This is a genomic window from Agarivorans sp. QJM3NY_33 (assembly GCF_050870865.2).
Classification (GTDB): domain Bacteria; phylum Pseudomonadota; class Gammaproteobacteria; order Enterobacterales; family Celerinatantimonadaceae; genus Agarivorans.
Map to the genome: position 1 here is coordinate 3,509,352 of NZ_CP194039.2, position 19,379 is coordinate 3,528,730.

Annotated in this window: 19 protein-coding genes, 1 tRNA gene and 1 riboswitch; of the genes, 14 read left to right on the plus strand and 6 right to left on the minus strand. The window is 43.9% G+C overall.

Annotation, left to right across the window (positions count from 1 at the left end; translation table 11 throughout):
* Positions 1–256: 256 nt before the first annotated feature.
* Entirely contained in the window at positions 257–988 is a 732-nt protein-coding gene (locus ACRRSY_RS15825) for a DUF3108 domain-containing protein (protein WP_432452278.1), read from the plus strand.
* 24 nt (positions 989–1,012) lie between these two features.
* Here the strand turns inward: ACRRSY_RS15825 and ACRRSY_RS15830 are convergent, their stop codons facing one another.
* Complete coding sequence (locus tag ACRRSY_RS15830) at positions 1,013–1,960, minus strand: LysR substrate-binding domain-containing protein (RefSeq protein WP_432452277.1); 948 nt, start codon at positions 1,958–1,960, stop codon at positions 1,013–1,015.
* A 96-nt stretch (positions 1,961–2,056) separates the two neighbouring features.
* Here ACRRSY_RS15830 and ACRRSY_RS15835 point away from each other — a divergent pair, with 96 nt between their 5' ends.
* From ACRRSY_RS15835 to ACRRSY_RS15860, 6 genes are all read left to right on the plus strand, one after another.
* Positions 2,057–2,296 carry a DUF1127 domain-containing protein gene (locus tag ACRRSY_RS15835; protein WP_432452276.1) on the plus strand — a complete coding sequence of 80 codons (240 nt, stop codon included), beginning with the start codon at positions 2,057–2,059 and terminating at the stop codon, positions 2,294–2,296.
* 463 nt (positions 2,297–2,759) lie between these two features.
* Complete coding sequence (locus ACRRSY_RS15840; protein WP_432452275.1) at positions 2,760–3,593, plus strand: SDR family oxidoreductase; 834 nt, start codon at positions 2,760–2,762, stop codon at positions 3,591–3,593.
* A gap of 44 nt (positions 3,594–3,637) precedes the next feature.
* Positions 3,638–4,513: a TraB/GumN family protein gene (locus tag ACRRSY_RS15845; RefSeq protein ID WP_432463627.1), complete on the plus strand. Its 876-nt coding sequence runs from the start codon at positions 3,638–3,640 to the stop codon at positions 4,511–4,513.
* Between the two features lie 68 nt (positions 4,514–4,581).
* A complete protein-coding gene (locus ACRRSY_RS15850) occupies positions 4,582–4,725 on the plus strand; it encodes a DUF3149 domain-containing protein (RefSeq protein WP_432452273.1) in 144 nt (47 codons plus the stop codon).
* A 72-nt stretch (positions 4,726–4,797) separates the two neighbouring features.
* Complete coding sequence (gene smrA, locus ACRRSY_RS15855) at positions 4,798–5,373, plus strand: DNA endonuclease SmrA (protein WP_432452272.1); 576 nt, start codon at positions 4,798–4,800, stop codon at positions 5,371–5,373.
* A gap of 24 nt (positions 5,374–5,397) precedes the next feature.
* Complete coding sequence (locus ACRRSY_RS15860) at positions 5,398–6,885, plus strand: carboxypeptidase M32 (RefSeq protein WP_432452271.1); 1,488 nt, start codon at positions 5,398–5,400, stop codon at positions 6,883–6,885.
* Positions 6,886–7,073: 188 nt separating this feature from the next.
* Here the strand turns inward: ACRRSY_RS15860 and ACRRSY_RS15865 are convergent, their stop codons facing one another.
* Entirely contained in the window at positions 7,074–7,403 is a 330-nt protein-coding gene (locus tag ACRRSY_RS15865; RefSeq protein ID WP_432452270.1) for a hypothetical protein, read from the minus strand.
* Between the two features lie 223 nt (positions 7,404–7,626).
* On the opposite strand from ACRRSY_RS15865, the gene ACRRSY_RS15870 reads away from it, so the two are divergent.
* Positions 7,627–8,724 carry a ketoacyl-ACP synthase III gene (locus tag ACRRSY_RS15870; RefSeq protein WP_432459832.1) on the plus strand — a complete coding sequence of 366 codons (1,098 nt, stop codon included), beginning with the start codon at positions 7,627–7,629 and terminating at the stop codon, positions 8,722–8,724.
* A 157-nt stretch (positions 8,725–8,881) separates the two neighbouring features.
* Here the strand turns inward: ACRRSY_RS15870 and cobT are convergent, their stop codons facing one another.
* The gene (gene cobT, locus ACRRSY_RS15875; protein WP_432452268.1) at positions 8,882–9,922 is read right to left on the minus strand and encodes a nicotinate-nucleotide--dimethylbenzimidazole phosphoribosyltransferase; all 1,041 of its coding nucleotides are present in this window, start codon (positions 9,920–9,922) and stop codon (positions 8,882–8,884) included.
* A gap of 297 nt (positions 9,923–10,219) precedes the next feature.
* On the opposite strand from cobT, the gene ACRRSY_RS15880 reads away from it, so the two are divergent.
* Together ACRRSY_RS15880 and purU are read left to right on the plus strand one after the other, a co-directional pair.
* Positions 10,220–10,681 carry a YchJ family protein gene (locus ACRRSY_RS15880; RefSeq protein ID WP_432452267.1) on the plus strand — a complete coding sequence of 154 codons (462 nt, stop codon included), beginning with the start codon at positions 10,220–10,222 and terminating at the stop codon, positions 10,679–10,681.
* A 28-nt stretch (positions 10,682–10,709) separates the two neighbouring features.
* Complete coding sequence (gene purU, locus ACRRSY_RS15885) at positions 10,710–11,546, plus strand: formyltetrahydrofolate deformylase (RefSeq protein WP_432452266.1); 837 nt, start codon at positions 10,710–10,712, stop codon at positions 11,544–11,546.
* Here purU and ACRRSY_RS15890 read toward each other — a convergent pair.
* On the minus strand, positions 11,543–12,073 hold the full coding sequence (locus ACRRSY_RS15890) for a VC2046/SO_2500 family protein (RefSeq protein WP_432452265.1): 531 nt from the start codon (positions 12,071–12,073) through the stop codon (positions 11,543–11,545). The genes purU and ACRRSY_RS15890 overlap by 4 nt on opposite strands.
* Positions 12,074–12,237: 164 nt before the next feature.
* Between ACRRSY_RS15890 and ACRRSY_RS15895 the strand changes: the two genes are divergently transcribed.
* The 4 genes from ACRRSY_RS15895 to ACRRSY_RS15910 all read left to right on the plus strand — a co-directional run bounded on the left by ACRRSY_RS15895 (position 12,238) and on the right by ACRRSY_RS15910 (position 16,389).
* A tRNA-Tyr gene (locus ACRRSY_RS15895) sits at positions 12,238–12,321 on the plus strand.
* Between the two features lie 402 nt (positions 12,322–12,723).
* Positions 12,724–12,810: riboswitch (cyclic di-GMP riboswitch) on the minus strand.
* Between the two features lie 168 nt (positions 12,811–12,978).
* A complete protein-coding gene (locus ACRRSY_RS15900) occupies positions 12,979–14,634 on the plus strand; it encodes a response regulator (RefSeq protein WP_432452264.1) in 1,656 nt (551 codons plus the stop codon).
* A 141-nt stretch (positions 14,635–14,775) separates the two neighbouring features.
* Positions 14,776–15,756 (plus strand): ion channel, encoded by a 981-nt coding sequence (locus ACRRSY_RS15905; RefSeq protein ID WP_432452263.1) that lies wholly within the window; start codon positions 14,776–14,778, stop codon positions 15,754–15,756.
* A gap of 156 nt (positions 15,757–15,912) precedes the next feature.
* A complete protein-coding gene (locus ACRRSY_RS15910) occupies positions 15,913–16,389 on the plus strand; it encodes an FKBP-type peptidyl-prolyl cis-trans isomerase (RefSeq protein WP_432463628.1) in 477 nt (158 codons plus the stop codon).
* A gap of 95 nt (positions 16,390–16,484) precedes the next feature.
* Here ACRRSY_RS15910 and ACRRSY_RS15915 read toward each other — a convergent pair whose 3' ends face one another.
* Together ACRRSY_RS15915 and ACRRSY_RS15920 are read right to left on the minus strand one after the other, a co-directional pair.
* Entirely contained in the window at positions 16,485–17,720 is a 1,236-nt protein-coding gene (locus tag ACRRSY_RS15915; protein ID WP_432452261.1) for a cystathionine gamma-synthase family protein, read from the minus strand.
* A 933-nt stretch (positions 17,721–18,653) separates the two neighbouring features.
* Positions 18,654–19,373: an ABC transporter permease gene (locus ACRRSY_RS15920; RefSeq protein ID WP_432463629.1), complete on the minus strand. Its 720-nt coding sequence runs from the start codon at positions 19,371–19,373 to the stop codon at positions 18,654–18,656.
* Positions 19,374–19,379 lie beyond the last annotated feature (6 nt).

Sequence of the window (19,379 nt, forward strand, 5' to 3'; positions counted from 1 at the left end):
GCTGATGCGGGGCTTTTTATTTTTGGTTTCACTCGAAGCTTTGTCATACTTAGCTCAGTATAATACCAATTTGATTCATTATATGATCAACCTATTGCGCAGAATAAATCTGCCGATAACTAGGCATGAAGTGCAGTAACGAATGACTCTGATGACACGATACATAACGCAGTTAGCGCAGATTTAGCCCAGCAAGAATCAACAGATAATGAGTTAGATAGGTATAATAAGCATGTCACCCTTTGGATGAATTGTTATGTCGTTATTAAAAACCGTAAGCTTTGCAAGTTTGTTATTGAGTACCACCACCGTGGCACAGATCCTTCCCTTTGAAGCTGAATATGCAGCAAGCTTTAAAGGGATCCCAATCGCTACTGGCTACCGACAGCTCATAAAACTCAATCACAATGTGTTTCAAATAAAAAGCCGTGCCAGTGCTTTAGGCGGGGGATTTTCCTACGATGATACCTCGCGCTTTTCCTATCAACAGGAGCAGGTGCAAACCTTAGGTTTTGTTCATAAGCAAAAAAGTTTATTTAGTCACTTACAAGCAATTGGTCACCCAGACCGTAAAGGTGGATTAATCGTTGAAATTAATGGCAAGAGTCATCACTTTGAAGCGCCCGAAGACGTAAAACAATTAATGGATACCGCTGGCTTTTCGGTGCAACTACAAAATGACCTAAAAAATGGCCTCACCGATATGAATTATCATTACAACGCCATTGATGAAATTGAAAACTACCGCTTCAATGTCATCGGAAAAGAAACGATCAACACCGAACTAGGTGAATTCAAAACGCTTAAGCTTGAACAAAAAAAGCGGGAAGGCCGCAAAACTTGGTTATGGCTTGCACCAGCGCTTGATTATCAACTGGTGAAAGCAGAGATTATTCGTAATGACAAAAGCTGGGCAACCTTAGAAGCCACTCGAATTACGATTGAACAAAGTTCACCACCAGAGCAGCAAACGGCAAAATCGCTGTAAACAATCGAGCACCTCAACGACGAACTAACAGCACTCTTTGGCTTGTACCAGCTTTATATCAGTAGATTTAGCTTGGCTGTCAAACCAAAAACTTTCCACTTCAGCACTGATCCAATGGCTGAATTGGCGCACCTTTTCTCGCTTTAAATAGGGCTCTGGAGCGACTAAGAAATAGCTATAACTGGAACGCACCGCAATATTCCCTAATTGAACTAAAGTCCCCTGCTGAATGTATTTCCAAGCCAGACTATGTCTCACTAAAGCTATCCCTTGCACAGATAAAGCTCCTTCTAACACCACGTGGGCGCCTTGATAGATTAAGTTGGCTTTGGTAGGACTTTGTTTATAACCCGCCAATTGTAACCAATACTGCCAGTTCATATCTGGGCGAGCATCATCTATCACCGTATGTCCACTTAAGTCATCAAGGGATAAACCCGGGTGTTGCTCAAAGTAAAGCGGATGACAAACTGGATAAATATGGTCATCCATTAGCTTTTCGGATGCTAAACCAGGGTATTCCCCCAACCCGTAACGCACACATAGGTCCACAGGCTCTTGGCGAAAATCAATCAAGGTATCTTTCGGCATCAACATCACCGACAAGTCGGGATGTTGCTGACTAAAATCACCCAAGCGTGGCACTAACCAGTGTTGAGCAAATGAAGGTAGTACCGAAATCGATAAAGTATTTGGGTTAGGATCTTGACTCAGCTGCCTAACTCCATCCTGTAAACTCACAAAGGCTTGTTTCGCATAGTTATATAAAGTGACCCCTTCAGCGGTTAACACGACCTTACGATGCTGCCGCTCGAATAACTTAACCTCAAGTCGCTCTTCCAACTGGCGGATCTGTTGACTCATCGCCGCAGCCGTTACATATAGCCTAGCCGCAGCTTGCTTAAAGCTGCCTAATTCAGCCGCCATATAGAAGCAATATAGCCCTTGCAAAGGGGGCAAACGCTCACTCACTTAAGCTCTCCTTAACTCACAGTCTGTTTAAGTCGTTTGTCAGCCTAACCTAAAATCAAATAATGTTTAAGTGCAAACAGCATAGGAGCATCAAAAATGAATAGACACAGTGGAACACATCAGCAAATGAGTCAGTTTAGAGTTAAACCAGACTTACTTTTAATCCAGCGACTCTGGTTTAGCATCAAGTATTTTGCGGCACACTACGAACAGTGTATTGAGCGCGCCAAGCTGCGTAGACAGCTAGCTAGCCTGCCCGATTACCTACTCAGAGACATTGGTGTCAGTCGTAGGCAAGCCAACATTGAAGCGAGTAAATCCTTTTGGAAAAAATAATTTTGCGTCAAAACGCTATAAGGACAAGGTTTGATTTGTAAAGTTCAGGCCTTGTCCACTGAACAAAGTGTTTTTCACCTACATATTCGGTTAAACTCCGACTGTAAGTGAGCATTTCTATGGGTAAATTTGACATTATCTCTAGCGCGATAAATTTGAGCAAAAGATTGCCCCCATCAAGTCAAACGTATCCTCGAAGGCAATCCCTATCGGATTGATTTAAGCCTTATCATGGCCTCTTGGAAATACACAAACCTTACTGAATCTGCCTTTACACCAAGATAAGCCTTACCTATATGTACAAATGAGTAAGCTTCGGTTTGACTCCAAACATGATTTAAAAGCCGACCGAAAGACATTTCATCTCTAGTAGGCGACCAATTGCTCCAAAGCCAAGCAGCCAAGGATCTGCCAATTGTATATCTATCCAAGCGTAAATCTTTCAACAATAAGCAGGCAAGACATGAAACCAGAGCAAGCAAGCATTTTGATTACCGGCTGTAGTAGTGGCATTGGTTTATATTGCGCTCAACAACTACCAAAGCATAACTATCACGTCATCGCATCTTGTCGCTATTTATCCGATGTTATACGGCTCCAAGAGATGGGCTTAAACTGTATACAATTAGATTTAGCCTGTCAGCAATCCATCGAACAAGGCTGGCAACAAGCCTTGAAAATGGCTAACGGAAAGATAAGCTACCTGTTTAACAATGGCGCCTACGGACAACCCGGAGCGCTAGAAGATCTGCCCACTGAAGCACTGCGCCAGCAGTTTGAAATCAATTTGTTTGGTTGGCATCATCTGAGCCGCTTAGTGATTGCTCATATGCTTGAGCGACAACAAGGACGAATTATCCAGAATAGCTCGGTGCTAGGGCTCGTAGCAATGAAGTATCGTGGCGCTTACAACGCCAGTAAATTCGCCCTAGAAGGGTACACAGATACCCTGCGCCTAGAATTAGCCGATACGCCAATTAAGATAAGCCTGATCGAACCAGGACCGATTATCAGTTCATTTAGAAAAAATGCCAAAATTGCCTTCGAGCAATCAATCAAACTAGAGCAAAGTCGCCACCAAGCAGCTTACCAACATACCTTAAAACGTCTCGGCCAAGAAGGTGCTAGCTCTCGCTTTACCTTACCTGCTAGCGCTGTATTTAACGCACTACTGCATGCCCTAGAAGCGCCAAGCCCGAAAGTTCGCTACTATGTGACCTCCCCCACTCATCTGTTTGCTTTATTGCGTCGTTGTTTACCAGTCACTTGGCTCGATGCAATACTCAGAAAAAGTTAAGTACGCATGATAAAATGGCTTACCTTTTCAATAACGGATTTATTATGTCAACTTGGATAAAGCGTTTAGGTTCGCTGTTACTAATCCTTTCGAGTACTCAGCTGGCTGCTGAGCCTTCACTCTGGGTGGCCAGTAAAGCACAACAACGCCTCTATTTGTTCGGCTCGATCCATTTAGGTAGCGAGCAGTTTTATCCACTACCTGCAGCATTTATCGATGCCTTTAAGCACAGCCAACAACTGATCATCGAAACTGATATCACAAAGCTAAGCGCGAGTGATCAGCAAATGCTGAACACCAGAACACAGCAACCGGCTAATCGCAGCCTCAACGATGATTTAAGCCCTCATTATCAGCAACTGTTAAAGCAACGTAGCCAACAACTAGGTATTTCCGAAACACTATTTAGCAATATGCGAGCTTGGTATGCCGCCATTGTACTCAGCCAATTGCAAATGCAAGCCTTAGGTTTTAAACCTGAGCTTGGACTTGATCTTCACTTCATCGAACAAGCAAAACAACGATACAAGCCAATTATCGCACTTGAGACTTTTGAACAACAATTGGAAGCTTTAAGCAGCCTTGAGAGTATTCAAATTCCTCTCTTACAGCAAACTCTCGATGAATTCGAACAGGTTCCTCAGATGTTCAATCAACTCGTGGAATACTGGAACAAAGGGGATAACCAACAACTATTTGCGCTGCTTGGTGAAGATCCAATGTTCCAACAAGAAGCCGAAATGGTGATCAATAAATTACTCTACCAGCGAAACCAGCAATGGCTGCAACAACTCACCGAACTCAATAACACCAGTTTTGTCGTCGTTGGGGCCATGCATCTATATGGCGAACAAGGCTTACTCAGTAATTTAGAACAACAAGGTTATGTAATTCGTGAAGTTGATCCAAACACAGATTGATCACTATCAATTTGGCTAATATTCAACCAAGTTATGCTCAGGTGACCTCATAAGAAGGAATCTTTAGCATGGATCTTTGGTTAGACTTACTGTTTGGTAATAGCATTGGTTTAATGTCTATTTCGGTGATCGCGATTACAATTGGTTTGATGATTTTTTATACTTATTATTTCCTAAAAAAAATCAGCCAAAGCGAACCACCACAAAAATAAGCGAACGCAGCGGTTGCGCCGCTGCATGCTCTCATCTATAAAGAAGGGACTTCGTTGTTCAGGAGTTCTTTTATGTCTGAAGAATTTGATCTATTTCAGCAAGAAGTTGCTGGAATCAAGCCCTTAAAGCAAGACGCCATCATCGGCAGTAGTGCAACTTTAGATTCCGCCGCAAAGCAGGCTCGTCAATTAGCAGCCCAACAACAGGCAGCGAGTCATCAAGATTACCTTTCACTGGAACAGGTTAAACTATTACGCCCCGACGATCCCGTCAGTTACAAAAAATCTGGACTACAGCAAGGTGTATTCAAGAAGCTCCGTTTGGGCAAATATGAAATCCAAGCCAAGTTAGATTTACACAAACTTCGCCTTGAGCAAGCGCGTAACGAAATTATAAGTTTCATCAAACAGTGCCAGCAATTAAACATTCGTAGCGCATTAATCATTACCGGCAAAGGCGCAAATAGCCAACCACCAGCATTACTAAAAAGCTACGTGAGTGGCTGGCTACCGCAAATTGAATCGGTATTAGCGATACATAGTGCTCAGGCCATACATGGTGGCAGCGGTGCCATCTACGTACTGCTGAAAAAAAGTGAATTACAAAAACTCGATAACCGCGAACGTCATGCTCGCCGAATCCGTTAAATTCGCATCGACCAAGGAATAATTATGACAAAGCCCAACGCTTACCAACAACTCTGCCAGCACTTTCAACATCTATCTAAGCTCGCGCATTTAAATGCTATCTGTAGCTGGGATCAAGCGACAATGATGCCTAATGGTGGAAATCAAGCCCGTGCCGAAGCACTGGCAGAACTCGCCGTATTAATCCATCAAAAGTCCACCCATTCAGCAATGCCAGAATGGCTAGAACAAGCCAAACAACTAAACCTAAATCCGCAACAACAGGCCTCGTTACGAGAAATGAAACGTCATTGGCAACAGCAAACTGCCCTCCCCAGCGATCTCGTCAAAGCAAAATCTTTGGCAACCGCACATTGCGAACACGCTTGGCGTGAACAGCGTGGCAACAACGACTGGAAGGCCTTTCAGATTAACCTACAAGCGGTGATGCAATTAGCCATTGAAGAAGCGCAGATCAGAGCCGATAAAACTGGGTTAAGCCCTTATGATGCGATGCTTGATCTCTACGAACCCGGCATGCAAATGCAGCGTTTGGATAAAATATTTGGTGAGTTACACGCCTGGCTCCCCCAACTGATCCAACAGGTCGTCGAACAACAAAAAAGTTGGCCCGCGCTTCAGCTCAATGCGCCCTTTGCCAGTGATAAACAAAAGCAACTCGGCTTAGCAGTGATGAAGAAGCTGCAATTCGATTTTAATCATGGTCGCCTCGATGTGAGTACTCACCCCTTCTGTGGTGGAGTCCCTCAGGATGTTCGAATTACCACCCGTTACGAAGAACAAGACTTTACTCGCTCGCTGATGGGAATAGTGCATGAGACGGGTCATGCTCGCTATGAGCAAAATCTACCTTTAGATTTCCTCGATCTACCAGTGGGTCAGGCCCGCTCAATGGGCATTCATGAAAGCCAAAGCCTATTCTTTGAAATGCAATTGGGTCGCAGTCAGGCATTTATTGAACAACTACTCCCCTTAGTCAATCAGCATTTGTGCCATCAGCAGCCAATGCGCTTAAGCGAGCTCAAACAACACTACCTTAAGGTACAGCCCGGTTATATTCGAGTTGACGCCGATGAAGTGACCTATCCTGCACACATCATGTTGCGCTACGAATTAGAACGAGACCTGATTACCCAAAAAATTACCGTGGCTGATATCCCGGAATTATGGGATCTCAAAATGCAACAGTATTTAGGACTATCTACACAAGGCAATTACCAAGATGGCTGCATGCAAGACGTGCATTGGCCTGCTGGTTTAATCGGCTATTTTCCGTCCTACTCACTCGGTGCAATGTATGCAGCACAATTTCACACAGCGCTGGTGAAACAACATCCGGAGGTACCCGCGCAAGTTCAAACCGGTAATTACGATACGGTCTTTGCCTGGTTACAAAAAAACATCTGGTCACAAGCCAGTTTCTACCCAAGCGATGAACTAGTCAGCCGCGCCACTGGCGAAAACTTAAATAGCCAGTATTTTAAACAACACCTTCAAGCTCGTTATTTATAATAGTTGTGACGGCAGCTCGACAATACGGTTCACTGCAAGCTTAATAAATGCAAGCAAGCGATTGTTTACGTGAATGAAATTATTAATAAAACAAAAGCTTGCGAGCATTAACAAGACGACTAGTCGCTCACCATAAGTCGCATCAAGCATATTTATCGTGAGCGTTCCCCCAAACTAGGGCTGAACACTCATGAGTGTCCTACCTCATCCGCATCGAGTAATAACCATTCCTCGCTCCTTAAGGGAACTGGGGCTCTCACTTCGCAAATGTCACTCAATGGCCAAATAAACATCTCAGCGAAAAACACGGCTATATCATCCAGCTCACCATTTACCGCGACTTTTTTAAGTAGCGGCAAGGCCGCTATCTGTTCAGAAGCAAAAGCGAGCCGAGTCAAGGGATCGGCGCAGATATCAATGCTTAGTTCAAAATAGCGAGTAAGGTGATTAAAGCGCGAGCATTCAATTTTATCGTCGTTTGGGAATGCTGACGCGAATTGTTGACCTGTCACCGTCATATAAGACCTCAATCTAGTTATACCAGAGCTTATAAGCTATCCATGAGCCCAAACCAAGCAGTCAATTTGCCTACACTTAAGTCTGAAAAAATAGACTCAAACTGGGATATCTAGCTTAAGTCATAAAACCAACCAGTCAAGCTCAAGAATCAGACAATTTGGCTATTTAGCATGCATCAGGCATAATCCTTGGCACATTATAGTATGAGAGTTTCTAGCCTTTATGTATCACGCCGAAATTACCGGATGGGGCAAATGTATGCCTCCTGCACGTCTATCTAACCACGATTTAAGTACTTTTATCGACACATCCGATGAGTGGATAAGTAGCCGAACAGGTATTAAAGAGCGTTGTATATCGCATGTGGATATCGCCGAACTAGCTGCCAATGCAGGTTTGCAAGCTCTCGCTGCGGCAAACTTAGATGCAGCACAACTCGATGCAATTATCTTGTGTACCTGCACAGCTGGAACAACAGTGCCAAACAGTGCCAGTCGCGTGCAACAGCTACTACATGCCGATCAAGCGGCCGTGTTTGACATGAATGCTGCTTGTAGCGGTTTTGTTTACGGCCTACAAACTGCGGCGGCCTTAATTCAAACAGGAGCAATGCAAAGAATATTGTTAATTGGTGCCGAGCGCCTCAGTCAATTGCTCGATTGGACCAAGCGCGATACTGCTGTGTTATTCGGTGATGGTGCCGGAGCGGTGATCATCGAAGCCAATGATGATCCAGAAAAAGTTGGATTTTTAGCCGCTAAGTTAGGTTGTGACAGTGAAAAACGGGAAATTTTATCAATTGCGGATTTTGGTACCAACCGCAAACGTTTTAGCGGTGTAGATACCCTGTACAACTTCCAGTTTGAAGGGCCCGAAATCTTTAAACGTGCCGTAAAAGGTATGGGAGAAGCTGCCAGCAATGTCTTGGCTCAGGCACAAGTTGCTAATCATGAACTTAACTTCATCGTGCCTCATCAAGCCAATCTACGGATCATCGACGCTCTCGCCAAACGAATTGGCGCCCCCGATGAAAACATCATGATCAACATTGAAAAATACGGAAACACCTCAGCAGCAACGGTTCCTGTCGCCTTATGTGAAGCCTTAGAGCAAGGTCGAATTAAGCCCGGTGACAATGTCTTATTAGCAGCTTTTGGCGCAGGACTCACCTGGGGAGCGGCCGTTATTCGCTGGGGAAAACGAGTGACGCCAATCAAACAATCCACCGCCAGCCTGCCCGCTTGTAATCAAAGCGCCTTAGAACTGCTGGCCCCTGCCATCGAAGGTTGCCAACAGGCAAGGAAAGCACAACTCACTTAACTCAGCGCTTCCAGTGTTGCGGTCGAGCCAAGCCATATCAAGTCGACCGAGGATTGCTTTTCAATATTAACGACTTGCAGCAATGGCCATCGATTGATTTAAACCGATGGCCTAGATGTTCTCTGCATGCAAAATCAAGAATAGCCTTGGACCTTAGCTAGCCCTGCTGTTGGCTCACCCCTGCCGATTCAAATGAGGCCATTTGATTGAGAAAGGCGACAGCGGAACAAACCAAGGGATAAGCTAATACTGCGCCGCTCCCTTCACCTAAACGTAAGGACAATTCTAACAAGGCATGAGCATCCATCGCCTTCAATAAACGCTGATGTGCCTGTTCCGCGCTTTGGTGGCAAAACACCATATATTGTTTCACCAGAGGATTGATTTGATAAGCAACCAACGCTGCAGCTGAACAGATAAAACCATCCACCAAAATCACCATCCGCCGACTCGCGGCTTCAAGCATCGCCCCCACAATGGCCGCTATTTCTAAACCGCCAACCTTCGCCAACCATTGTTCGGCCGTATAATCTCCGCGATGATGGTTCATTGCTTGCTCTAATACCGCAACTTTATGTGCCAAACCTTGGTCATCTAAACCAGTGCCTCGTCCAACACAATCGCTAACCGGGAGTCCCAAACAACCAGCCATCAACGCGGCTGCACTGGCTGTGTTGGCGATCCCCATTTCACCGAAAGCCAATAAATTAGATCCCTCTAAGGCCGCTTGACGAACTCTAGCCACTCCAACCTCCATCGCCTGCTCCGATTGCGCTTGGGTCATCGCGTCTGAACTTAAAAAACTTTTTGTTCCAGCTGCCACTTTACAACACGCAACCCCCTCTTCTGAAAGTAATTGGCTAACACCAACATCAACAATCTCAAAAGCAAAACCGTGCTGGCGACAAAATACATTAACCGCCGCGCCCCCTTCCACAAAGTTTTGCACCATTTGCGCCGTCACAGCTTGTGGATAAGCACTCACCCCAGCTAAAGCAATCCCATGGTCGGCGGCAAATACAATCATTTTTGCGCGCTGGATCACTGGTTCAAGGGTCGACTGTATCAGGCCTAACTGACAAGCTAATGACTCCAATTGGCCCAAAGAACCTTGTGGCTTGGTCTTCAAATCAATCTTATTTTGCAGAGCCTCTGCCAAACCAAGCTGCAAAGGCTCAATTACAAATTTAGTACGCAAATTCAGTTCCCTAGCAATAATAATACCTCGTTTAAGCTTAACTCGTTTAAGCCTTAGCTTTAACCAAAACATGTATTTATCAAAGATTAACTTGTCCCTAAGCAAGCCAGCCATAGATCGCAGATGAAGGCTTAAAAAAAAACGATTTACAATACAAGTTTTCACTTTCTATTGCTCGACATCTCAAAGTCACCGCCTAAAAGAAAGCCGCTAACGAACGAACTCTAAGCAATTTTCAGCTGTGTTATTGCCAACTTCTTGCTACACTTCGCCCTCAGTCAAATTAGAGGTTCCAGAGTGTTAGTTTGCCCTTGCGGTAGCGGCTTGAACTTTGTTCAATGTTGTCAACCCTATATCAGCGGCTTATCAAGCCCGACTCATTGTGAGCAACTAATGCGTTCCCGCTATAGTGCCTATACTCTGGGTGATGCGAACTACTTATGGCAAAGCCATCATCCGGACTTTCGTCCAAGTGAGCAGCCCTTAGCACTCAACGCCGAGGAAGCGACACAATGGGAGAAACTCGAAATTTTATTTAGTTGCGACCGACTCGATGGCAACAGCGGAATTGTGGAGTTTAAAGCTCATTTTCGCGAGCAAGGCCAACTTAATATTTTGCATGAACGCTCTAATTTCACAAAAATTGCTGAACATTGGTTTTATACCGATGGTGTATTTTCTCCTTCACCCTTGGCTCGCAATGCTGCGTGCCCCTGCGGGAGCGGGAAGAAACTGAAACAGTGCTGTAAAAAATCTTAACTTTAAAGCTGAATAAATCGAAAACACCATGGAAAGAAAAATTCTTTTAACCGAATGCCCAGATGCCAAAGGTTTAATCTCAACCATTACCAACATCTGTGCCAAGCATCAACTCAACATTATTAAAAATAACGAATTTGTCGATAATGAAGTGGGACGTTTCTTCATGCGTACCGAGTTAGAAGGCTATTTTAACGACCAAACGTTGCTCGCTGATTTAGACAATGCACTACCTATTGGCAGCGCCCGTCGTTTAGTCGGGGCCGGACGCAAGCGCATCGTGATCATGGTCACCAAAGAAGCACATTGCTTAGGCGATTTACTCATGAAAGCCGTATACGGTGATATGAATGTTGAAATTGCCGCAGTTGTAGGCAACTACGATATCCTACAAGCGCTCACTGAGAAATTTGACATCCCCTTCCATTACATTAGTCATGAAGGATTAAAACGTGAGCAACATGAACAGCTGATCATTGAAACTGTCCAACAATATCAACCCGACTATGTGGTACTCGCTAAATACATGCGGATCCTCACACCAACATTTGTCGAGGCGTTCAGCAATAAGATCTTAAACATTCATCACTCGTTCTTGCCAGCTTTCATTGGTGCTAAACCTTATAAACAAGCCTACGATAGAGGGGTTAAAATCATTGGCGCTACCGCTCACTTCGTGAATAACGATCTAGATGAAGGTCCTATCGTAGAGCAACACGTGATTCATATTGACCATACCTACAGCGCGCAAGAAATGGCAAAAGCTGGGCGAGATGTAGAAAAGTCGGTATTAAGTCGCGCCATGCAACAAGTGCTCGATGAGAAAGTATTTGTTTACGGGAATCGAACTGTAGTTTTTCGCTAATTATAATATTTAACTTTAAGCGGCTTCGAATAATCGAAGTTGCTTAGTACTTGATAAATTTCACTACCTTTTACTTCTACATCGGGTATGACTTGCAGTGGTTTACTAGCCGCGCCATGTTTTAACCGCGTCAGTAGACTCACGTTATTCATGACCTCTTCACGAACTCCATCGAGCGTATCGTCCGCGCAGGCGGCATAACCATTTAAGGCTTGCTCCAAACGAATCGTATCAATTGAGCCCTTTTGTAAATGCTGACTCCAATTCGCCTGCACTTCGAACTCATCAGCCTGAGCAATTAGAGGGCGAGCTTCACGAAGCTGCAATTGAGCTCGCAGATCTTGCTGTACTTGTTCGGCCGCAGGTTTTTGCATGGAAAATTGAGCCTGATCGCAAACGTTTTGGCTCAACATACTCAATAGCAGATGAAAATGAGCAAGATCACCCTGCTGAGAGCAACGATTAAGCGTATCGCCTAACTGCAACTCATCACACAAACTATGATTTCTTATCTGCTCAACTAACATTGCGCCCCCTTCTACTGATTACCTTTATCGGTAGAAAGACACAAAACTTTAGTTCACATTCACGAAATGAACAGATATTAAGCAAACAGTATTAAGCTATAAAATTTATCGCCTTTTTTACTTTACAGCTTAACAAGTTCTGGTAATATGCCGCTCCACAAGCAGGAGGGGTTCCCGAGTGGCCAAAGGGAACAGATTGTAAATCTGTCGCGAAAGCTTCGGTGGTTCGAATCCACCTCCCTCCACCATCTTGATAAAAAAAGACACTTTAGGTGTCTTTTTTTATGTCTTAAATTTAGCATCATGCTTGATAACCTCTCAGTAATGCCGAGCAAGTAATATGCTCACTAAGTTATGGCGATGCTGCACAACAATCAGGTTAACCTTCATTTTAACCGAACCCAAGTAAACCGCTCATGAATAGATTTTAAAATAAGACAGAAAATCAGTAGTTAGATTTGCAACAGAAGATAGAAGATAGAAGATAGAAGATAGAAGATAGAACGAGAAAATATTTAGGACTAAGCGCCAAACAAATACGCCAAGCTAACTTAGCTTGGCGTTCCAACCAAATACGGAAAGTAATAAACGGTAAATAGACTAACTCACTGAGAGGTTAAACAACAATGTTGTAAATAAAACCACTCAACTAAGGCGGTCCAGCCATCTTAAGAATATAATTCTCAAGATCTGTAACTTTCCGACCTTGGATCACTCCAAGTTTGGCTTTGACTCAGTGTTGACAAGCTAAAAAACTCATCAACGCCTTAATAGTAAATCAAGCACTGCTAGTTTGGCAAGGTTTTATAAATGATAAGCTTAAGCAGCTAGGCCGCTATACTTACACAGCTTCAACCTTGGCAAAGTTGTGCTAGGATATCGAAAAAGGATTAGATAACACGGTAATGGCAACGCAATACAACTATAGCGGAAAAAAAATACTCATCGTTGATGACCAGCGCGCTTTTCAAGTGATGCTTAAAGCCATGCTACAAAACTTTGGAGCAAGCGATGTCTATTTTGCGACAACTGGAGAAGCGGCCGTTAAAGCTTGCCGAAAACGAAAGTTCGACATTCTATTGGTGGATTATAATCTAGGTACAGGTAAAAACGGCGGACAATTACTAGAAGAGTTACGCGTCAGCAAACTACTCGAAGTGGATGCATTATTTTTTATTATTAGTGGTGATAATAATAAGAGTATGGTGCTCAGCGCACTTGAAATGGAACCTGACGAATTTATTACCAAACCATTTTCACAGTTTCAATTACACAATCGCTTAGCCAGAGCCCACCTGAAAAGACAGTCCTTACGTGATATTTATCACGCACTGGCCGATAAAAACTATAGCAAAGTAATTGAGCTATGTGACCAACAAATCGAGAAAGAGAGTCGTTACAGCAACTACTGTAAAAACTTAAAGGTAGAAGCACAAATTGCTTTAGGGGAATATGAAAACGCCAAACTAGCGTTAGAGGCGATCCTAAAAGAGCGAAAACAAACTTGGGCCAAAGCGACCTTAGGCCGGGTATATCTGCTACTCGATGAAAATAAAAAAGCAATTGATACGCTCAGCCGCTCCATCGCAGAAAGCCCACTGTTACTCACCGCATATGACTGGTTAGCTCGAGCCTACCGCGCTGAGGGAAATATCGAAAAAGCCCTGGAAACCGTGCTAAAAGCTTCTAAATTAGCCGTAAACAGCCTTGAACGCCAACAACTATTGGCCTCGCTAGCGATTGATGCTGGAGAACTGAGTTTAGCGAAAGAAACATTCTCAACTATTTTGCAATTGGCACGCCGCTCTATTCATCGGGGGCCACATCATTTATGTAACTATGTACGAAGTTTAATTGATGAAGCCCAAGGCGAAGAAGACCTATACCGTAAAAACCGCTTACTACAAGAAGTAAATTCAGTGCTGTTTCATGCCAGACGAGAAGAAGGCAAAGACGAAGACTTTAATTTCGATGCTTTCGAAGGGATCAGTCAAGCAAGAGTACACGCGACCAAAGGCGAATTAAACAAAGCTAAAAGACTCTTGTTTAGCAGCAATGATGGCCTACTCGACTCTCCGGAAAAAGTTGCGGTTGAGTTACTACCCGATACCTTCCTCACCTTAAATTCAGTGGGAGAGTTTGAATATGCAATGCCCTTTGCTGAAGAGTTAGAAAAACGCGATAATATTGATCCAATATCGCTATCCTCAGCACATAAAGTTTTAAAAGATGAGGACTTTGAACAGAAACTTGGGCTGTTTCGCGAATACAACAAAATGGGCATTGATGCCTACGAAGAACAACGTTATGACGAAGCGACAAGCCACTTTGACAAGGCCCTGCAGGTCGCACCGGGAAACACCGGGGCTATTCTCAATAAAATCCAAGCGATTTTGAAACAAATCAATCTCTCAGATAAGGGCGTCAGTGGGCAATTGCTAAACGATTGTAAAGTTACCATCAAATTACTCGATGGCTTGAAGCTCAACGAAAATCACGCCGAGCGTTACTCAACGCTAAAGAACGAATTTCAGCAGTTTGGTAGTAAAAACAAAAGTTAATATATTGTTTTTATTGAACAACTTTAGCATTTTCTATCAAGGTAGATCTCACAGCTCTAATTTTTGGCTTACACTTAAATAAGCAACCAACACTGGCTTGCTCACGACCTCAGAGCAAACATATCAAAGAAGGCGAATCAGATGGTTCGAAATAACCAATGTTCGTATCAAGATGACTCAGGGCTCCCTTGCCATGAAAAGGCCTTGAGCAATGGATTGTGTTTTTGGCACGATCCCAATGAAAATAAAACTGGCCCCGAAATTAAAGAACAACTAGAACGCTACGCCCAAAATGGCGGATTAATGCGTGGAATATGCCTTAAAAAAGCCCAACTATGCGATATCAATCTAGTCAAATACAACAGTAAACAAGGCTATGATATGACTGGTGCCGATCTTTATCGCTGTAACCTCAAAGCCGCCCACTTGTTTAATATTAACCTTCAGGGTGGCAGTTTAATGAAGGCAGACCTTCGCGACGCTAACCTTAATCACGCAAACCTAACTCAAACCAACCTGCTGGGTGCAAAAATGGAAGGTTGTAAGTGTGATAGCCTTAAGGTTGGAGCGCGTGTCATGCAAGAAAAGTTGGCCCTAACAGCGGAACAAAAGCAAGATATCGAGTTAATGAATGACTATTACCAGCAAGCAGAAGAAGTCTATCGAAGTTTACGTAAAAGTGCTGAGGCTGAAGGGCTGTTTACCACCGCAGGACATTTCTTACGTAAAGAACTCACCATGCGCCGTTATCAAATGCCTAAGTATTCCTATCCAAGAGCCATTTCAAAGCTAGTCGACTTAGTCTGCGGCTATGGTGAATTACCGATGCGAGTTATTTTTACTTCTCTGGCGATTATTTTTAGTAGTGCTCTGGTCTATCTGTTTACCGGCATCCATTTCAACGGCAATATTGTTACCTTTGATCTTAATCAAACAGCAACTCAAAACATGGTCGCCTTCTTTGAATGTTTGTATTACAGCGTCGTGACCTTCACGACTCTAGGTTATGGGGATTTTACCCCTGTAGGATTATCTCGTGTTTTTGCAGCAATAGAAGCCTTTAGCGGTAGCTTTATCATCGCCTTATTTGTTGTAGTATTTGTGAAGAAAATGACTCGCTAGCTCGCCATGAGCAGCATTATTTTCGGTGACTCGTGATGTATTTTAATCAACACTTCAGTTAAAGTTGAAGATTCACCTCAGCGCTATAGCCGTAGGCAGTATCTTTAAACTGGTCGCTATTGCGAACCGCCCCCCTTGATAGAAAAGGATAGTTTTTTGAAATTTATTGTATTAGCAATACTCGCTATTTTGATTGTTGTGTTTTATATTCGCCAGCAGAATCATGCAAAAATAATTAAAAGTAATCAATTACTTGGTCAAGATTTTTTGGCTAATAATGCTCAACAACAAGGCGTTGTAAGTACCAGCTCCGGCTTACAATATCTAATTCTTGAAAACAGAGGCAAGTCAGCGAAACCTTCAGCAAGCAGCACCGTGACCGTGCATTACCACGGGAGCCTACTCAATGGCCTAGTATTTGATAGCTCTGTTGAGCGAGCGCAACCGGCGCAATTTCCTTTAGGGCAAGTCATTAGAGGCTGGACCGAAGGCTTACAACTGATGCATGAGGGTGACAAATATCGCTTTTTTATCCCTAGCCACTTAGCCTATGGAGAACGCAGCATCGCCTCAATTCCAGCGGGATCGACCCTTATTTTTGAAGTGGAGTTACTTTCTATTGATACCCCTTAAGCATTCGGCATCTCAAGCCAAATAGATCTAGAAATAACTCATAAAAAGCCCGAGCAACAGTTGCCAAGGCTTTTTAAACACGGTGCTAGCACCATCTAAAACTGCAATAAGGCCTGCTCAAAATCAGTCACTAGGTCGAGCGTATCTTCGATGCCAATCGAACAACGGATCATCGTCTCGCTAATCCCTGAAGCTTGACGTGCTGCTAAACCCATTTCGTAATAAATAGTTTGAGCGACTGGCAGCGCTAAAGTTCGATTGTCGCCCAAATGAGTCGCATTAATCACGATCTGAAGCCTATCTAAAAAGGCAACGCAATCAATCCCTTCAATCAAGTCGAAACTAACTAATGCACCAAAGTGTTTAAACAAACTTTTCGCGCGTTGATGCTGAGGATGGCTCTCCAAGCCGGGATAATACACTTTAGCCACTTTAGGGTGTTTGGTTAATAAACGTGCTAAAGCCATTGCATTGGCACACTGGCGCTCCATCCGTAAGGCCATCGTTTCTGAGCCCACCGATAATAGATGAGCAGCCTGTGAACTTAAGGCACCACCAAAATCACGAAGTCCTTTTTTCTTAATCTGATTAATCCCCCACATTTTAGGATCGCCACTACGGTAGGCCTCAAAAATATTAGGAAACTTCGACCAATCAAATAACCCCGTGTCACTCACCGAGCCACCAAGCGCATTGCCATGACCGCCCACATACTTAGACAAGGAAGTGACAATAAGACTTGCGCCCACGGAAGCTGGCTGAAACAAATAGGAAGAAGTTAAGGTATTATCGACAACATAAACTAATCCGCGCTGCTGACATAACTCACCAATCCCTTGTAAATCGACAATTTGGGTGGCCGGATTAGCAATCGTTTCAACAAACACCATCTTGGTATTGACTTGACAAGCCGCGGCGACCGCTTCTCGATCCGTGGCATCAACCAAGCTTACCTCAATACCATAACCCTTGAGCGTACCAAAAATGCTACTGGTATTACCAAATAGAAAACGGCTCGCGACGATATGATCACCAGCCTTAAGCAAGCTTAGAAATACCGTACCAATTGCAGCCATGCCACTGGCAAACACCAAACTGGCGATGCTTTGGTCAAGCATCGCAATTCGGCCTTGCAAATAATCTAAGGTAGGAGTGGATTGGCGGGCATAAGCGTGGCCGACTTGCTTCCCTTGAAATACATCAAGTAGATCTTGAGTGGCTGCATATCCATAAGGCACCGAGTTGTGGATCGGCGCGTGCACCGCTCCCTCCTCGATCCCAGCTAGGCGGTCACAATGAACCAGCTGAGTCGTAAATCCTTTAAACGTCATAGGGCTACTTCTACTAAAAACCAAGTGACACTATTATGCACTAGGCCTCAATGAAAAACGAGCCAGCAAAATCATCGGCGACAAATAGATTTCCCTTCCCCGACGACCTGCAGATGTCTGAACGATCGCGAGCGAACACAACTAAATCGGCAACATCGCTCCACCCATCGCCCTTTATCTAATAAAACCTGTATCTTGCGATATGTTCACTCATCAGCAAAAGCGCTATCTCCACCAAAGGCTCATCCTCCTTGAGTTCCACACCACACTTGGCTAATAAAAACGAATCAATTCACCACACGATATCTTAATCAACTCTCCTTATGCATTAAACTCAGAGTAAGCTTACATTGGTTCCGTTCCAAAACTGACTTGTTGCCAATCTAAACCGCTATTCAAAATAATCCCTAGAGCCTTAGCGCTGCAGACTTCTCCCTGCGCGATAAATCGCGGGCTGATACTCGCCACGAGATCGATGGTACCGCCCTCATTAAGAAATACATATTCGGACAAAGCTTAATGGCAATGGGGAAGAGAAAGCTGAATAATCGCTAGATCTAAATGCTCCTTGTCGGAAACGGCAATGTACCTTTATAAGCAGCGACTGAGTGGAAAATTGAGCTTGCGTCATTACAACACGTAAGGGGGACAAATGATGGCCAGTCTAGGAGCGTTCACCCGAATAACTAGACTGATAGGTATGCCTATTCGTCAGGTCACTAGATAAAGTAAGCGAAGAACTCGGGATAACTGCATCCAGCCCATGGAACAAGTAACAACGCCTGCCAAAGAGCTGTGACGTGTAAATCTGAGCATTTTTTAGCAATGTAATCATTCACTGTCCATCCTATAAAGTGGCCAACAGTAGAAGGTTAAAGATTAACAATGAAAAAAGGGGCAAAGCCCCTTGCTATCGTATGATTAAAACAGGGCTTAACTCAATGGGCGCAAGTGTCTGTGCCAACGCTTTTCCCACTGCTTAAAACCATAGACCAACATAAAAGTAAGCGAAAGATATATCGCAGCTACAAAAGTAAATGCTTCAAATGGTGCATAGTACTTTGCATAAACGTCCCGCGCAGCGCCAGTGAGGTCGATAATAGTGACCACACTCGCAATAGAGCTGGCATGCAACATGAAGATCACTTCATTACTGTACGCTGGTAATGCTCTGCGCAAAGCACTTGGTAAAATAATACGACGCATCGCGCCTAAATCAGACATCCCGTAGGCCTTAGCGGCTTCTATTTCGCCTCGAGGGGTTGCCACGATGGCACCACGAAATATTTCGGTAGTATAAGCAGCTGTATTCAATACAAAAGCTAATAAACAAGGATAAAATGCTTCACGCACAATCGGCCAGAACATTGAGTCTTGAATGCCCTCGATGTAGGTGACGCCATAATAAATAATATATAACTGAATCAGTAAAGGTGTTCCGCGGAAAAAATATGTAAATATCCATACACTACGGCTTACAAAAAAATTATCAGAAGCCCGCAGTACCGCGAGTGGTATAGCCAACAAAAGGCCGATAATTAGAGACATAAAGGTTAATTGAACAGTCATCACCAGACCATCCCAATAAGTGAGAACGGTGCTTAAGGTGAAGATCTCATTACTCGCCAGTAAGTTCTCGATCATTTCATACATAGTTAA

Excerpts from the sequence above, each read along its gene's own strand:
- ACRRSY_RS15825 (WP_432452278.1), top strand. The coding sequence starts at position 257 with ATGTCGTTATTAAAAACCGTAAGCTTTGCAAGTTTGTTATTGAGTACC.
- ACRRSY_RS15835 (WP_432452276.1), top strand. The coding sequence starts at position 2,057 with ATGAATAGACACAGTGGAACACATCAGCAAATGAGTCAGTTTAGAGTT.
- ACRRSY_RS15840 (WP_432452275.1), top strand. The coding sequence starts at position 2,760 with ATGAAACCAGAGCAAGCAAGCATTTTGATTACCGGCTGTAGTAGTGGC.
- ACRRSY_RS15845 (WP_432463627.1), top strand. The coding sequence starts at position 3,638 with ATGTCAACTTGGATAAAGCGTTTAGGTTCGCTGTTACTAATCCTTTCG.
- ACRRSY_RS15850 (WP_432452273.1), top strand. The coding sequence starts at position 4,582 with ATGGATCTTTGGTTAGACTTACTGTTTGGTAATAGCATTGGTTTAATG.
- smrA (WP_432452272.1), top strand. The coding sequence starts at position 4,798 with ATGTCTGAAGAATTTGATCTATTTCAGCAAGAAGTTGCTGGAATCAAG.
- ACRRSY_RS15860 (WP_432452271.1), top strand. The coding sequence starts at position 5,398 with ATGACAAAGCCCAACGCTTACCAACAACTCTGCCAGCACTTTCAACAT.
- ACRRSY_RS15865 (WP_432452270.1), bottom strand. The coding sequence starts at position 7,403 with ATGACGGTGACAGGTCAACAATTCGCGTCAGCATTCCCAAACGACGAT.
- ACRRSY_RS15870 (WP_432459832.1), top strand. The coding sequence starts at position 7,627 with ATGTATCACGCCGAAATTACCGGATGGGGCAAATGTATGCCTCCTGCA.
- purU (WP_432452266.1), top strand. The coding sequence starts at position 10,710 with ATGGAAAGAAAAATTCTTTTAACCGAATGCCCAGATGCCAAAGGTTTA.
- ACRRSY_RS15890 (WP_432452265.1), bottom strand. The coding sequence starts at position 12,073 with ATGTTAGTTGAGCAGATAAGAAATCATAGTTTGTGTGATGAGTTGCAG.
- ACRRSY_RS15900 (WP_432452264.1), top strand. The coding sequence starts at position 12,979 with ATGGCAACGCAATACAACTATAGCGGAAAAAAAATACTCATCGTTGAT.
- ACRRSY_RS15905 (WP_432452263.1), top strand. The coding sequence starts at position 14,776 with ATGGTTCGAAATAACCAATGTTCGTATCAAGATGACTCAGGGCTCCCT.
- ACRRSY_RS15915 (WP_432452261.1), bottom strand. The coding sequence starts at position 17,720 with ATGACGTTTAAAGGATTTACGACTCAGCTGGTTCATTGTGACCGCCTA.
- ACRRSY_RS15920 (WP_432463629.1), bottom strand. The coding sequence starts at position 19,373 with ATGTATGAAATGATCGAGAACTTACTGGCGAGTAATGAGATCTTCACC.